Here is a 14,278-nt window from a genome sequence, read left to right as displayed (position 1 = left end):
GAAAGCCCCGCCATGACGCATTCCTCACCGCTTCACCACCTCGGCGCATTCGCCTGCGCGGCCGCGCTGCTGGCCGGCTGCACGGCCGCGCGCCACGCGCCGCTGCCGGCCGTCGCGATGCCCGCGAACTGGGCCGCGCCGGTCGCGGCCGACGCACCGGCCACCACGCGCGACTGGTGGCGCAGCTTCGGCGATCCGCAACTCGACCGGCTGATCGACGACGCGCTGCGCGCCAACAACGACCTCGCGATCGCGGCGATCCGCGTGTACCGCTCGCAACTGCAGGCCGGGCTCGTCGACACGAACCTGACGCCCGCCGTATCGCTCGGCGCGAACGGCGCCGTGTCGCGCACGCTCGATACGCACCGGATGAGCCGGTCGAGCGGCATCAACGGTTCGCTCAGCTATGAAATCGACCTGTGGGGCCGGCTGGCCGCGCTGCGCGATGCCGCGCACTGGGAAGCCGACGCAACGGCCGCCGATCTCGAAGCCGCGCGGCTGTCGCTGATCGGCACGACGGCGTCGCTGTACTGGCAGATCGGCTATCTGAACCGGCAGATCGCGCTCGGCGACGCAAATATCGCGTATGCGGTACGCACGCTCGCGATCGTCCGGTCGCGGCACGCGGCCGGCGCCGTGTCGGGGCTCGATCTCGCGCAGGCCGAGCAGAGCCTGTCCGCGCAACGCGCCGCGCAGACCCAACTGATCCAGCAGCGCACCGAGAAGCGCCACGCGCTCGCGCTCTTGTTCGACCGGCCGCCGCAACAACTCGCGGCCGAACCGTCGGCGCTGCCCGACGCGCCGCCGCCGGAAGTAGCCGCCGGCCTTCCGGCCAGCCTGCTCGGCCGGCGCCCGGACCTGCGCGCGGCGGAATTCCGGCTGCGCGAATCGCTCGCGCAGGTCGACGCGACGCGCACGAGCTTTTATCCGACCTTCACGCTGACCGGCAGCGCCGGTACGACGAGCACCAGTCTCGAGCGCGTGCTGACGAATCCGGTCGGCACGCTCGGGCTCGGCCTTGCGCTGCCGTTCATCCAGTGGAACACGATGCAACTGCAGATCAAGGTGTCGAAGTCGCAGTACGAGGAAGCGGTGGTCGGGTTCCGCCAGCGGCTCTACACGGCGCTCGCGGAAGTCGAGAATGCGCTGTCGGCGCGCGTGCAGCTCGAACGCGAGGCCGAACAGCGGGCGCTATCGCTGGCCCAGGCGCAGCGCGCCGAGCAGCTTGCCGCCGCGCGGTTCGCGGCCGGCGCGACCGCCGTGCAGCCGTGGCTCGACCAGCAGCAGCGGCTGCGCGACGCGCAAAGCGCCGACGAACTGACGCGCCTGAACCGGCTCAACAACCAGATGACGCTGTATCGTGCGCTCGGCGGCGGGATGTCCTGACCGGCGTGCCGCCGCAACGGGCCGGCCGCGTCATTCGCACACGGTCGCCCTGCGCCGCGCCGGCGCGAACGCCACCGCGCTCGCGGTGGCGAGCACGGCCACGCCGGCCGCGGCGTACACCATCACCCAGCCGAACCCGTGCACGAGCGCCGCGTGCAGCGCCGCGCCGCTCGGGTCGGCCTGCGCGAGCGCCGGTGCGATCTGCTGCAGCCCGTCGGTGCGGCCCGACGCGATCTCCTGCGCGAGCCGGCGCAGCGCCGCATCGCCGATCGCGCCCGCAGCGCCGCCCTTCAGGCTCGCGACGATCCCCGCGACCAGCACGAAGCCCATCGCCGCGATGTTCAGCGCGAGCGAGATCATCCGCGCGCTCATGTCGATGCCTGATGCCATCCCGGCCCGCGAACTCGGCACCGCGCCCGTCGTCGTGTTGGTGACCGGCGTGTTCGTGAGTCCGAGCCCGATGCCGGCGATCACGCAGCCGGGCAGCATCGTTAGCCAGCTCGCGTGGTCGGCCGCGCTACCGACCCGCATCAGCGCGAAACCTGCCGCGATCGTGAACAGGCCGCCCGGGATCACGACGCCCGGCCCGTAGCGCAACGCGAGCCGTTCGCCGAACGGCGGCGCGACCAGCGTCGGCAGCGTGTACGCGAGCAATGCGAGGCCGGCCGTCACGCTGTCGTAGCCGAGCGCGACCTGGAACCAGATCGGCAGGTAGATCATGAACGGCCAGAAGCTGAAGTTCATCCCCATCGAGCCGAAGATCGCGCCGGTGAACGCGCGGATCCGGAACACGGAGAAATCGAACATCGGCCGCGCGCTGGCGCGTTCCGCGACGAAGAAGCCCGCGAGCGCCAGCACGGTCGCGCCGAGCACGCCGAGGCCGGCCGCGCTCGTGAGCCCGAGCTCCGCGCTTTGCGTGATGTAGAACGCGAGGCCGAGCACCGCGAGCGACAGCGTGACGATGCCCGCGACGTCGAGCGTGCCCGCATGCGGATCGCGCGACTCCTGCACCGCGCCGCCGATCAGCACGAGCGCGATGGCCGCGAGCGGCGCATGGACGAGGAACACCCACGGCCAGTTCGCCAGCGCGACGATCGCGCCGCCGACGATCGGCCCGAAGCCGAGCCCGATCCCGAACACGATCCCCCAGATCCCGAACGCGCGGCCGCGCTCGCGGCCCTCGCGGAACTGGTGCGACAGCACGGCGATCTGGCAAATCAGCATCGCGCCGCCGCTCGCGCCCTGCAGCAGCCGGCCCGCGACGAGCACCGGCACGTTCGGCGCGAGCCCGCACAGCAGCGACGTCGCGCCGAACAGCACGGTGCCGATCACGTACACGCGCTTGCGGCCGAACCGGTCCGCGAGCGTGCCGGCCGCCATCAGCACGGTCGTACACGCGATCGTGTACGCGTTCATGATCCACTGCATGCCGTTGAAATCGCCATGCAGCACGTGTTCGAGCGTCGGCAGGATCACCGGCACGCTCGAGATTTCGAGGCCGAACATCAGCGACGTGAGACAGACGGCCGCGAGCGCGACCGCATTCCTGCGGGAGTCGGATAGCGTCATGCGTATTGCGCGGCGGCCCGGCAACAGGCCGCGCGCCTCCAGTGAGAAGGGTTCGCCGCGTGCGGCCGGCGGCGCACGCTGAACGGGAATCGGTACTATAGTGAGAATTTCGATCCCCATTGACGCACCCATTTCTCCGAACTGGGGAATCACAGGACCCAATCAGCACACCCTGCCATGACCGACAGACTCGACGGCGTAACGACCTTCGTCCAGGTGGTGGAATCGGGCAGCTTCGCGCTCGCCGCGGAGCGGCTCGACATGACGCGCTCGGCCGTCGGCAAGGCGGTCGCGCGGCTCGAGAAGCGGCTCGGCGCGCGGCTGTTGCAGCGCACGACGCGCAGCCAGAGCCTGACCGACGACGGCCAGGCGTACTACGACCGCTGCGTGCGCGCGCTCGCGGAACTGGAGGCCGCGGAAGCCGATCTCGACTGCGGCCGCAACGAAGCGCGCGGCAAGCTGCGGCTGAGCGTGCCGCTCGCGTTCGGGCATCACTGCGTGACGCCGATCGTGCTCGACCTCGCACGCACCTATCCGCATCTGCGGATCGACGTGTCGATCACCGACCGCTTCGTCGATCTCGTCGAGGAAGGCATCGATCTCGCGGTGCGGATCGGCACGCTCGCGGACAGCACGAGCCTCGCGGTGCGCCGGCTCGGCACGCAATACGGCAGCCTCGGCGCGGCGCCGTCGTATCTCGCCCGCTACGGGATGCCGAAGTCGCTCGACGACCTGAAGCACCACCGGACGATCGCGTATTCACGCTCGGGCGTGCCGCAGCCGTGGGACCTGCGTGCGCCGGACGGCTCGACGGTGCGCGTCGACATGCAGCACCAGTTGAGTTTCGACGACGTGCAGGCGATCGCGGCGGCCGGTGCGTCGGGGTTCGGTGTCGCTTGGCTGCCGAGCTGGCTGCTGGATTACTACGTGAAGCGCGGCGAAATGGTGGTCGTGCTCGACCGCTGCTTCGTCTGCGAAGGCGACATTCACGCGATCTGGCCGAAGACACGCTACCTGCCGCGCAAGACGCGCTGCGTGATCGACGCGCTCGCACAGGCGATTCCGCCGATGATCGAGCGCCGGGATGAGTTCACTGCGATGAAATGAAACCGACGCGCCGCACAGCGCGTCGGGCCGTCACGCCGCGCCGAGATCGGCGAGCGGATGCGCGAACAGCTTCCACGGCGACGTCAGGAAATGCCGCACGCGTTCGGCACGCAGCTCGACGAGCGATGCGGGCGCCCAGCGCGGCTTGCGATCCTTGTCGACGAGATGCGCGCGCACGCCTTCGCAGAAATCGCCTTCCTCGATCGCGCGCGCGACGATGCCGAGCTCCATCCTGAACGATTCGGCAAGCGTCATCTGCCGGCCGCGCAGCAGCGCTTCGCGCGTCACGTGCAGCATCGTCGGCGAGTGGCCGGCGAGCGCATCGAGGGTCGCCTGCAGCCATTGACGGTGCTCGCGCGTCAGCTCGTCGCGTGCGAGTTCCTGCGTCAGCGTCGCGACGATCCGCTCGACGGTCGAACGCTTGTCGAAGTGACGGACGATCCACGGCATCTGGCTGTCGAGCGCCGCATGCGGCACGACGTTGCACGGCGGTTCGAACACCTTGCGCAGCGCCGGCAGCACGTCGCCGTCCCACTTGACGCTTTCGATGCGCGTCTCGAACGTGTCGAGCCACGCGGACGGCACACACAGGTCGGCCAGCTTCGCGGTCAGCGCGTCGGCGCCCGACAGCATCGCGCCGGTCAGCCCCACGTACAGCTCGAGCTCGACCGGCATGCGCGACAGGAAATGCGTCGCGCCGACGTCGGGCACGAGGCCGATGCGCGTCTCCGGCATCGCGATCTTGCTGCGCTCGGTCGCGACGCGCAGCGCCGCGCCTTGCGCGAGGCCCATGCCGCCGCCCATCGTCACGCCGTCCATCAGCGCGACCACCGGCTTCGGGAACGTGTGGATCGCATGGTCGAGCCGGTATTCGTCGACGAAGAACGGCAGCCAGGTGTCGCGTTGCGCGACCATCCGGTACAGCGCGCGCACGTCGCCGCCCGCGCAGAAGCCCTTCTCGCCCGCGCCGCGCAACACGACCGCGACGATCTGGTCGTCGTGACGGCAGCGCTCGAAGAGCGCGGCCAGCTCGCCGATCATCGCGTACGACAGCGCGTTGAGCGCGGACGGACGGTTCAGCGTGATCAGCGCCACGCGGTTCACCACGCGGAACAGCACCTCGGGCGCGTGCTCCGCGAACGCGTCGTGATTCATGACCGGCGTGCTCATCGTTGCGGCTCTCCGTCGGTGCTCCATTGCGGCGCGCGCTTGCCGAGAAACGCGGCCACGCCTTCGCGCGGATCGTTCGTGTCGAACAGGTCGACGAAGCGTTCGCGCTCGACCGCGAGCGCCGCGCCGCGCGGCACGCCGCGGCGCGCGAGGCCGATCAGCTCCTTGCTGTATGCAACCGCGTGCGGGCTCTGCCGCGCGACATTGCGCGCCAGCGCCAGCGCCGCGTCGCGTGCGGCCCCGCTCTCGACCACGTCTTCGACGAGGCCGATCCTGAGCGCCGTCGCCGCGTCGACGCGCGCGCCGGTCAGGATGATCTTCTTCGCCCAGCCTTCGCCGACGAGCCAGGGCAGCGTCTGCGTGCCGAGCCCGCACGGCAGCAGGCCGACCGACGGCTCGGGCAGCGCCATCTGCGCATGCGTCTCGGCGATCCGCAGGTCGCACGCGAGCGCGCATTCCAAGCCGCCGCCCATCGCATAACCGTTGATCGCCGCGATCGTCACGACGCGCGCATCGTGCAGCGCCTCGAACGCCGCGCCGAAGCGCGACGCCATCGCGCGCGCGACCGCGCGGTCGCCGTCGGCGAACGTGTTGAGGTCGGCGCCCGCGCTGAAGAACTTCGGGCCGTCGCCCGTGATCACCAGCGCGCGCACGCGCGGGTTCGCATTCAGCTCGGCGACGGTTTCCTGCAGTTGCTGCAGCCCGTCGGCGGTAAAGGCGTTCGCGGGCGGACGCTTGAGCGTCGCGCACGCGATCGCGCCGTCGTCGACGTAGTCCAGTTCGATCATCATGCGTCCTTCTTCGTTGCCGGTTGGTACAGGCGGATCACCGCCGAGAAATCGAGCTGCCCGTCGCCGCGGCTGCTCATCGTCTGGTAAAGCTGCTGCGCGAGCGCGCCGAGATAGACGGGCTGGCGCGCCTGCTTCGCCGCGTCGTTCGCGAGGCCGAGATCCTTCAGCATCAGGTCGGTGCCGAAGCCGCCCGAGTAACCGCGCGACGACGGCGCGGTGTCGATCACGCCCGGGTACGGGTTGTACGTGTCCGAGCTCCAGCAGCGGCCCGTCGACGTGTTGACGATGCCGGCCAGCACCTTCGGGTCGATGCCGAGCGCGACGCCGAGCGACATCGCCTCCGACACGGCCGCCATCGAGATGCCGAGCACGAGGTTGTTGCAGACCTTCGCAACCTGCCCCATGCCCGTCGCGCCGCAATGGACGATGTTCTTGCCCATGCCGGCGAGCACGGGCTTCACGCGCTCGAAATCGGCATCGCTGCCGCCGACCATGAAGGTCAGCGTGCCGGCCGCCGCGCCGCCGGTGCCGCCCGATACCGGCGCATCGACGAACGCGCCGCCGTGCTCGCGCACCAGCGAGCCGAACGCCTGCGCGCTCGCCGGGTCGATCGTGCTCGAATCGATCACGGTCGCGCCCGCGTCGAGGCCGGCCAGCACGCCGTTCTCGCCGCTCAGCACCGAACGCACGTGCGGTGCGGCCGGCAGCATCGTGATCACGAACGTCGCGCCCGACGCCGCGTCGCGCGGCGATGCGGCAACCTGCGCGCCGGCGTCCTGCAGCGCGCGCAATGCATCGGCGCTCAGGTCGAACGCGTGCACTTCGTGGCCTGCCTTCAACAGGTTCAGCGCCATCGGCGCACCCATGTGGCCGAGGCCGATAAATCCGATTTTCATGTTCGTGTCCTCCGCCGCTCAATGCAGCCGAATCGTCGTATTCACCGGGCCGGCCGTCGTGTCGTCGTCGAACCAGCGCGCGGTGACCGTCTTCGTCTGCGTGTAGAACTGCACGACCTGCTTGCCGTACGGGCCGAGATCGCCGAGCTTCGAGCCGCGCGATCCGGTGAAGCTGAAGAACGGCACGGGCACCGGAATCGGGATGTTGATGCCGACCTGGCCGATGTCGATTTCGCTCTGGAACTTGCGCGCGGCCGCGCCGCTCTGCGTGAACAGGCCCACGCCGTTGCCGAACGGGTTCGCGTTGACGAGCGCGATCGCGTCGTCAAGCGAGTCGGCTTCGAGCACGACGAGCACCGGGCCGAAGATTTCATGCGTGTAGATCGACATGTCGGTCTTCACGCCCGAGAAGATCGTCGGGCCGATGAAGTTGCCGCTTTCGTAGCCGGCCACCTTCACGTCGCGGCCGTCGAGTTCGAGCTTCGCGCCTTCCTTCACGCCCGCTTCGATCAGCGACAGGATGCGTTCCTTAGCGGTCTTCGACACGACCGGGCCGACGTCGGTGCCGGCTTCCGCGCCCGCGTTCACCTTCAACAGCTTCGCCTTTGCGACGAGATCGGGCAGCCAGTCGCGCGCTTCGCCAACCAGCACCGCGACCGACGTCGCCATGCAGCGCTGCCCCGCCGCGCCGAAGCCGGCGCCGACGAGCGCATTGATCGTCTGCTCGCGGTTCGCATCGGGCAACACCACCGCATGGTTCTTCGCGCCCATCATCGACTGCACGCGCTTGCCGTGCGCGCTGCCGAGGTTGTACACGTGCGTGCCGACCACGGTCGAGCCGACGAACGAGATCGCCTTCACGAGCGGATGCGTGCAGATCGCATCGACGACTTCCTTGCCGCCGTGCACGACGTTCAGTACACCTTTCGGTACGCCGGCCTCGATCGCGAGCTGGACGAGTTCCATCGTCGACATCGGGTCCTGCTCCGACGGCTTCAGCACGAACGTGTTGCCGCAGACGATCGCCATCGGGAACATCCACAGCGGAATCATCGCGGGGAAGTTGAACGGCGTGATGCCCGCGCACACGCCGAGCGGCTGGCGCAGCGTGTACGTGTCGACGCCGCCCGCGACGTTCTCCGCGAATTCGCCGAGCTGCAGCGAACCGATCGAACACGCATGCTCGACCACTTCGAGGCCGCGGAAGATGTCGCCTTCGGCATCGGGAATCGTCTTGCCCTGTTCGGCCGTCAGCGTCTTCGCGATGCGCTGCTGGTTCGTGCGCACGAGATCCTGGAACTTCAGCATGATGCGCATGCGCGCGGCGATCGGCGTGTTCTTCCACGTCGCATACGCGGCGTGCGCGGCCTGCACGGCCGCGTCGACTTCCTCGACGGTCGCGAACGGCACGCGCGCGAGCACCTGCTGCGTCGCCGGGTTGACGATGTCGCGCCACTCTTTCGTGGCGGACTCGACGAAGGCGCCATCGATCAGCAGCTTGACCGTCGGCACGTCTTGCCCCGTCCGGGGCGTCGGATTCGCGTTCATCGATCGTTTCTCCTTGCAGAGGGCCGCGAAGCGCAATACCGCCGCGCGGCCGGTTCAATTCGGCTGCGGGCAGCCGCCGCGGAATGCGGCGCGCGCGGCCCGCGGTCGGTCATTTCATTTCAATTCGGCGGCGAAATCTTCTTCCCAGTATTCGCCGGGCATTCGCGCGGCCGCGTCGTCGCCGCGCTCGATCTCGCGGCGGCGCAGCTCGACGCGGCGGATCTTCCCCGAGATCGTCTTCGGCAGCTCCGCGAACTGCAGGCGGCGGATGCGCTTGTACGGCGCGAGCTTCTCGCGCGAGAAGCGGAAGATCTCCAGCGCGAGCGCGGGGCTTTCCTCGTAGCCCTGCCGCAGCGTGATGAAGGTCTTCGGCACCGACAGCCGCACGGGGTCGGGGCTCGGCACGACGGCCGCCTCGGCGATCGCCGGGTGCTCGATCAGCACGCTCTCGAGTTCGAACGGGCTCAACCGGTAGTCGGACGACTTGAACACGTCGTCCGCGCGGCCGATATACACGTAATAACCGTCGTCGCCGCGCATCGCGATGTCCGACGTGCGGTAATGGCCGTCGCGCATCGCATAGGCCGTCGCGTCGGGGTTGTTCGCATAGCCGTTCATCAGCCCGACCGGGCGCGCGACGTCCGGGCCGATCGGCAGCGCGACCTCGCCTTCGGTCACGGGCGCGCCGTCCGGATCGAGCAGCGTGATGCGGTAGCCGGGCAGCGGCCGGCCCATCGAGCCCGCGACGACCGGCTGGCCCGGCGAGTTGCCGATCAGGCAGGTCGTTTCGGTCTGGCCGTAGCCGTCGCGGATCGTGATGCCCCACGCCTTCTTCACGCGCTCGATGATCTCGGGATTCAGCGGCTCGCCCGCGCCGACGATCTCGCGCAGCTTCACGTCGAACGACGCGAGCGGCTGCTGCACGAGCATGCGCCATACGGTCGGCGGCGCGCACAGCGTCGTCACCTGGTATTTGACGAGCGCATCGAGCACGACCTTCGGCTCGAAGCGCGCGTAGTTGAACGCGAACACGCACGCCTGCGCGTTCCACGGCGCGAAGAAGCAGCTCCACGCGTGCTTCGCCCAGCCCGGCGAGCTGATGTTCCAGTGGATGTCGCCCGGCTGCAGGCCGACCCAGTACATCGTCGACAGATGGCCGACCGGATAGGTGCGGTGCGTATGCTCGACGAGCTTCGGCTTCGACGTCGTGCCCGACGTGAAGTACAGCAGCATCGGATCGTTTGCATGCGTGACGGCGTCCGGCTCGAACGCGGCGCTCGCCGCGTAGCCGTCGTTCATCGCGAGCCAGCCCGCGCGCGGCGCGCCGGCGACGATCTTCCGCGCGAGGCCGAGGTCGGGCTGTTCGAATTTGGCGGTTTCGTTCTCGTCGACGATCGCGTATTTCGCGCCGCCGATCTGCACGCGGTCGCGCACGTCGTCGGCCGACAGTTGCGTGGTGGCGGGCAGCACGATCGCGCCGAGCTTCATCGCGGCGAGCATCGCGTCCCACAGTTCGACACGGTTCGGCAGCATCAGCAGGATGCGATCGCCGCGCACGACACCGATCGAGCGCAGCCAGTTCGCGATCCGCGACGAACGCTCGGACATCTGCGCGAACGAATACGGATCGCCCGTGCCGGTCGCCGCGTCGACGATCCACAGCGCGGGCCGGTCGTTGCCGCGCGCCATCGGGTCGAAGTAGTCGAGCGCCCAGTTGAACGCATCGAGCACCGGCCACTCGAAATCGCGGTACGCGGTTTCGTAGTCGGTGCGATGGCGCAGCAGAAAGTCGCGTGCGTCCAGGAATGCCTGTACCGTCATCGTTTCCTCCAGTCTCCATGCCTCGCGGTCAACCGGTGCATGCGTTGCAGCCCATGCCCGATTCCCTGTGGCGCGGCGCACGGTCACGTCGTTGCGTGCCGCGTTTACCGCGCTGCCCTCGTGCCCTGCGTGATGCTTTTGCTGACGCGGCCGCCGTGACTCAAAGCTGCCGTGCGATCACCATCCGTTGCACTTCGCTGGTGCCTTCGTAAATCTGCGTGATGCGCGCGTCGCGATAATGACGCTCGACTTCATAATCGACCAGGTAGCCGTAGCCGCCGTGGATCTGGATCGCGTCCGAGCACACGCGCTCGGCCATCTCGGACGCGAACAGCTTCGCCTGCGACGCTTCCGACAGGCACGGCAGCCCGGCCGTGCGCAGCTTCGCCGCGTGGTGCACGAGCAGGCGCGCCGCGTTGATCTGCGTGGCCATGTCGGCGAGCTTCTGCTGGATCGCCTGATGCTCGGCGATCGGCTTGCCGAACTGCACGCGCTCGCCCGCATAACGACGCGCCTTGTCGAACGCGGCGCGCGCGATGCCGAGCGCCTGCGCGGCGATGCCGATGCGCCCGCCCTCCAGATTCGACAGTGCGATCTTCAGCCCTTCGCCGCGATTGCCGAGCAGGTTCTCTTCCGGAATCGCGCAGTTCTCGAACGTGATCGCGCACGTGTCCGATGCGCGGATGCCCATCTTCTTCTCGGGCTTGCCGACGATGAAGCCCGGCGTGTCGGTCGGCACCAGGAACGCGGAAATGCCGCGCTTGCCGGCTTCCGGGTCGGTCATGGCAAAAACGATCGCGACACCGGCGCGCTGACCGTTGGTCACGAACTGCTTCGCGCCGTTCAGCACCCATTTGCCGTCGCGCAGCTCCGCGCGCGTGCGCAGGTTGTTCGCCTCGGAGCCGGCTTGCGGCTCGGTCAGGCAGAACGCGCCGATCACGCGGCCGGCCGCCATGTCGGCCAGCCAGCGCTCTTTCTGCGCCGGCGTGCCGAAGCCGAGGATCGGGCCGCAGCCGACCGAGTTGTGCACGCTCATCAGCGTCGCGCACGCGGCGTCGCCGGCGGCGATTTCCTCCATCGCCAGCGCATACGCGACGTAGTCCGTATACGAGCCGCCCAGCTCCTGCGGCACGATCATCCCGAGCAGGCCGAGTTCGCCGAGCTGCGCGACGATGGCGTCGGGCAACTGCGCATCGTGGTCCCACTGCGCGGCGTTCGGCGCCAGCATCTCGGTGGCGAAAGCGCGCGCGGCGTCTCGGATCATCCGCTGGTCTTCGGTGTAAAGCTCGTCCATGGTGCTGCTGTCTCCCGCGGCCGCCGGGCGCGACCGTCCTTGCGTTTCGATGCAACAAGTGTAGGCAAGCGCGCGCGACTGTTCGATGCTCGCGTCGCTCATTTACACTGAGCGTTTTTGCCACACCGGCGGCACGATGAAGCAGGAAGACAAGGGAACCGTCGCGATCAGCCTCGTCGCTTACAGCGTCGCGCTCGCGACCCGGCGCGGCGTCGCGGCCGAGCCGCTGCTCGCGCAGGCCGGCATCGCGCCCGCGCTGCTCGGACAGCCGCGCGCACGTGTATCCGCGCAGCAATACGGCGCGCTATGGAACGCGATCGCGCGCGCGCTCGACGACGAGTTTTTCGGGCAGGATCGCCACCCGATGCGCAGCGGCAGCTTCATCGCGATGAGCCAGGCCGCGCTGTCCGCGCGCGACGGGCTGCACGCGATGGCGCGCGCGGTGAATTTCATGCACTGCGTGCTCGACGACCTGCACGCGGAGCTCGACGCGAACCCGCAGCGCGTGCGGCTGCGCTTCGTGCACCGCAACAACGGCGCGACGCCCGCGATGTTCACGTACGCGACCTATTTCATCATCGTCTACGGGCTCACCTGCTGGCTGATCGGGCGGCGCATCCCGCTGCTGCACGCGAGCTTCCGCTGCGACACACCGCCCGCCGATCACGAATACCCGTCGATGTTCTGCGACGACATGCGCTTCAACGAGCCCGATTCGTATGTCGATTTCGATCCCGAATTCGCGACGCTGCCGGTCGTGCAGAACGCGAAGACGCTGAAGACGTTCCTGCGCAACGCGCCGGCCAGTTTCATCGTCAAGTACCGCAACCCGAACGCGCTCGCGCAGCGGGTGCGCGCGGTGCTGCGCGGGATGCCGCCCGCCGCGTGGCCGGGCGCGGGCGGGATGGCCGCGCGGCTGCACGTGGCCGAGGCGACGCTGCGCCGCAAGCTGCACCAGGAAGGCCATGCGTACCAGTCGATCAAGGACGCGCTGCGGCGCGATCTCGCATTCGAGGCGCTGGCCGACCCTGCTCGCACGATCGCCGACGTCGCGGCCGCGACCGGCTTCGCGGAACCGAGCGCGTTCTACCGCGCGTTTCGCAAATGGAGCGGGCGCAGTCCGGCCGACTATCGCGACGAAGTGCTGGCGCGGGGCGGCGGCGCAGGCTGAATCCGGCCACGGCTTCGCGCTTTGCGCCGAAACCGCCTAATCTTTAAGCATCGGGCCAACGCCCTTTCCGCGAGCCGGACGGCGTGCGACTGTGCGCCGCCCGGACGCCCCGATGCGCCTCCACCGTCACGGGCCGCCGCTGGCGCCTGCCGCGCCAGACGGCCGCCCCCGTCACCCGCTGTCCGCGCGGGTCGCGCGCGCCGCGCTGTTCGCGGCGCTGCTTGTCGTATGCGCGGCCGTCGCCGCAGCGCCGCCCGGCGCCGCACCCGCAGCCGCGCGCCCGGTCGTCGTGATCCCCATCAACGGCGCGATCGGGCCGGCCAGCGCCGACTTCATCGTTCGCTCGCTCGATCGCGCCGCGCGCGACCACGCGCCGCTCGCGATCCTGCAGCTCGACACGCCCGGCGGCCTCGACACGTCGATGCGGCAGATCATCAAGGCCATCCTCGGCTCGCCGGTGCCGGTCGCCGCATTCGTCGCGCCGGGCGGCGCGCGGGCCGCGAGCGCGGGCACCTACATCGTCTATGCGAGCCACTTCGCGGCAATGGCGCCCGGCACCAATCTCGGCGCGGCGTCGCCCGTGCAGTTCGGCATCGGCGGCGGCGCGCCGGCGCCGGGCACCAACCCCGCTGCGCCGCGAGCACCGCCGGCCGGGACGCCGGGTGCATCGGGAGCCTCGGGTACGTCGCCGGCCGCGCTGCCGACCGACACGCAATCGACCGAAATCCGCAAGGCGATGCAGGACTCCGCCGCCTACATCCGCGGCCTCGCGCAGTTGCGCGGGCGCAATGCCGAATGGGCCGAGCGCGCGGTGCGCGAAGCGGTCAGCCTGTCGGCGACCGAGGCGCGCGCGCAGCACGTCGTCGACCTGATCGCGCAGGATCCGGCCGACCTCGCGCGCCAGCTCGACGGCCACAGCGCGACGACCACCGCCGGCACGCTGCGGCTCGCGACCGCGCATGCGCCGCTCGTCGTGGTTCTGCCCGACTGGCGCAGCCGCTTCCTGTCGATCATCACCGATCCGAATGTCGCGCTGATCCTGCTGACGATCGGCATCTACGGCCTCTTCTTCGAATTCGCGAACCCCGGCTTCGTGCTGCCGGGCGTCGCCGGCACGATCTGCCTGCTGATCGGGCTGTTCGCGATGCAGTTGCTGCCGATCAGCTATGCGGGCCTCGGCCTCGTGCTGCTCGGTCTCGGCTGCCTGGTCGCGGAGGCGTTCCTGCCGACCTTCGGCGTGCTCGGTTTCGGCGGAATCGTGTCGTTCACGATCGGCGCGCTGATGCTGATCGATACCGAGGTGCCCGGCTACGGGATTCCGTGGCCTGTGATCGCGAGCCTCGCGCTCGGCGGCGGGCTGCTCGTCGCGGGCGTGTCGAGCGTTGCGCTGCGCGCGCGGCGGCGCCCGGTCGTGACGGGCGCCGAGGCGATGGTCGGCAGCATCGGCGAAGTGCTCGACGACGGCCTGTGCGCCGACCAGCCGCGCGGCGCGGCCGGCCCCGCGCCATCGGCCGCGGGCTGGGCA

11 protein-coding genes are annotated in these 14,278 nt (G+C 69.6%); 4 read left to right on the top strand and 7 right to left on the bottom strand.

Features of this window, described 5'->3' with window-relative positions; all coding sequences use genetic code 11:
* The first annotated feature begins 12 nt into the window (after nucleotides 1-12).
* Nucleotides 13-1,386 (top strand): efflux transporter outer membrane subunit, encoded by a 1,374-nt coding sequence (locus ACNQQL_RS29490; RefSeq protein ID WP_347067607.1) that lies wholly within the window; start codon nucleotides 13-15, stop codon nucleotides 1,384-1,386.
* A gap of 30 nt (nucleotides 1,387-1,416) precedes the next feature.
* On the opposite strand, the gene ACNQQL_RS29485 is transcribed toward ACNQQL_RS29490, so the two are convergent.
* Complete coding sequence (locus ACNQQL_RS29485; RefSeq protein WP_347067605.1) at nucleotides 1,417-2,955, bottom strand: MFS transporter; 1,539 nt, start codon at nucleotides 2,953-2,955, stop codon at nucleotides 1,417-1,419.
* A 177-nt stretch (nucleotides 2,956-3,132) separates the two neighbouring features.
* On the opposite strand from ACNQQL_RS29485, the gene ACNQQL_RS29480 reads away from it, so the two are divergent.
* Nucleotides 3,133-4,062 carry a LysR family transcriptional regulator gene (locus ACNQQL_RS29480; protein WP_175959660.1) on the top strand — a complete coding sequence of 310 codons (930 nt, stop codon included), beginning with the start codon at nucleotides 3,133-3,135 and terminating at the stop codon, nucleotides 4,060-4,062.
* A gap of 30 nt (nucleotides 4,063-4,092) precedes the next feature.
* On the opposite strand, the gene ACNQQL_RS29475 is transcribed toward ACNQQL_RS29480, so the two are convergent.
* From ACNQQL_RS29475 to ACNQQL_RS29450, 6 genes are all read right to left on the bottom strand, one after another.
* Nucleotides 4,093-5,232, bottom strand: a complete 1,140-nt coding sequence (locus ACNQQL_RS29475) for an enoyl-CoA hydratase/isomerase family protein (protein WP_347067602.1) — start codon at nucleotides 5,230-5,232, stop codon at nucleotides 4,093-4,095.
* Nucleotides 5,229-6,020: an enoyl-CoA hydratase gene (locus ACNQQL_RS29470; protein WP_072442055.1), complete on the bottom strand. Its 792-nt coding sequence runs from the start codon at nucleotides 6,018-6,020 to the stop codon at nucleotides 5,229-5,231. The genes ACNQQL_RS29475 and ACNQQL_RS29470 overlap by 4 nt, the downstream gene beginning before the upstream one ends.
* A complete protein-coding gene (gene mmsB, locus ACNQQL_RS29465; RefSeq protein ID WP_347067600.1) occupies nucleotides 6,020-6,919 on the bottom strand; it encodes a 3-hydroxyisobutyrate dehydrogenase in 900 nt (299 codons plus the stop codon). Before mmsB ends, ACNQQL_RS29470 begins: the two co-directional genes overlap by 1 nt.
* Nucleotides 6,920-6,937: 18 nt before the next feature.
* Nucleotides 6,938-8,467: a CoA-acylating methylmalonate-semialdehyde dehydrogenase gene (locus tag ACNQQL_RS29460; protein WP_347067598.1), complete on the bottom strand. Its 1,530-nt coding sequence runs from the start codon at nucleotides 8,465-8,467 to the stop codon at nucleotides 6,938-6,940.
* A gap of 114 nt (nucleotides 8,468-8,581) precedes the next feature.
* Complete coding sequence (locus ACNQQL_RS29455; protein WP_034180631.1) at nucleotides 8,582-10,288, bottom strand: AMP-binding protein; 1,707 nt, start codon at nucleotides 10,286-10,288, stop codon at nucleotides 8,582-8,584.
* Nucleotides 10,289-10,448: 160 nt separating this feature from the next.
* Complete coding sequence (locus tag ACNQQL_RS29450; protein WP_204421738.1) at nucleotides 10,449-11,582, bottom strand: acyl-CoA dehydrogenase family protein; 1,134 nt, start codon at nucleotides 11,580-11,582, stop codon at nucleotides 10,449-10,451.
* A 136-nt stretch (nucleotides 11,583-11,718) separates the two neighbouring features.
* On the opposite strand from ACNQQL_RS29450, the gene ACNQQL_RS29445 reads away from it, so the two are divergent.
* The gene (locus tag ACNQQL_RS29445; protein ID WP_034180632.1) at nucleotides 11,719-12,753 is read left to right on the top strand and encodes an AraC family transcriptional regulator; all 1,035 of its coding nucleotides are present in this window, start codon (nucleotides 11,719-11,721) and stop codon (nucleotides 12,751-12,753) included.
* A 112-nt stretch (nucleotides 12,754-12,865) separates the two neighbouring features.
* On the top strand, nucleotides 12,866-14,278 hold a 1,413-nt coding region (locus ACNQQL_RS29440), incomplete at its 3' end, for a nodulation protein NfeD (RefSeq protein ID WP_347067595.1).

Source organism: Burkholderia sp. LFS061, from assembly GCF_047978125.1.
GTDB classification, from domain to species: domain Bacteria; phylum Pseudomonadota; class Gammaproteobacteria; order Burkholderiales; family Burkholderiaceae; genus Burkholderia; species Burkholderia pyrrocinia_C.
Note: the sequence above shows the minus strand (reverse complement) of the source record. Positions and strands in the feature narration are given on the sequence as shown.

Excerpts from the sequence above, each read along its gene's own strand:
- ACNQQL_RS29460 (WP_347067598.1), bottom strand. The coding sequence starts at position 8,467 with ATGAACGCGAATCCGACGCCCCGGACGGGGCAAGACGTGCCGACGGTC.
- mmsB (WP_347067600.1), bottom strand. The coding sequence starts at position 6,919 with ATGAAAATCGGATTTATCGGCCTCGGCCACATGGGTGCGCCGATGGCG.
- ACNQQL_RS29445 (WP_034180632.1), top strand. The coding sequence starts at position 11,719 with ATGAAGCAGGAAGACAAGGGAACCGTCGCGATCAGCCTCGTCGCTTAC.
- ACNQQL_RS29490 (WP_347067607.1), top strand. The coding sequence starts at position 13 with ATGACGCATTCCTCACCGCTTCACCACCTCGGCGCATTCGCCTGCGCG.
- ACNQQL_RS29475 (WP_347067602.1), bottom strand. The coding sequence starts at position 5,232 with ATGAGCACGCCGGTCATGAATCACGACGCGTTCGCGGAGCACGCGCCC.
- ACNQQL_RS29470 (WP_072442055.1), bottom strand. The coding sequence starts at position 6,020 with ATGATCGAACTGGACTACGTCGACGACGGCGCGATCGCGTGCGCGACG.
- ACNQQL_RS29455 (WP_034180631.1), bottom strand. The coding sequence starts at position 10,288 with ATGACGGTACAGGCATTCCTGGACGCACGCGACTTTCTGCTGCGCCAT.
- ACNQQL_RS29450 (WP_204421738.1), bottom strand. The coding sequence starts at position 11,582 with ATGGACGAGCTTTACACCGAAGACCAGCGGATGATCCGAGACGCCGCG.
- ACNQQL_RS29480 (WP_175959660.1), top strand. The coding sequence starts at position 3,133 with ATGACCGACAGACTCGACGGCGTAACGACCTTCGTCCAGGTGGTGGAA.
- ACNQQL_RS29485 (WP_347067605.1), bottom strand. The coding sequence starts at position 2,955 with ATGACGCTATCCGACTCCCGCAGGAATGCGGTCGCGCTCGCGGCCGTC.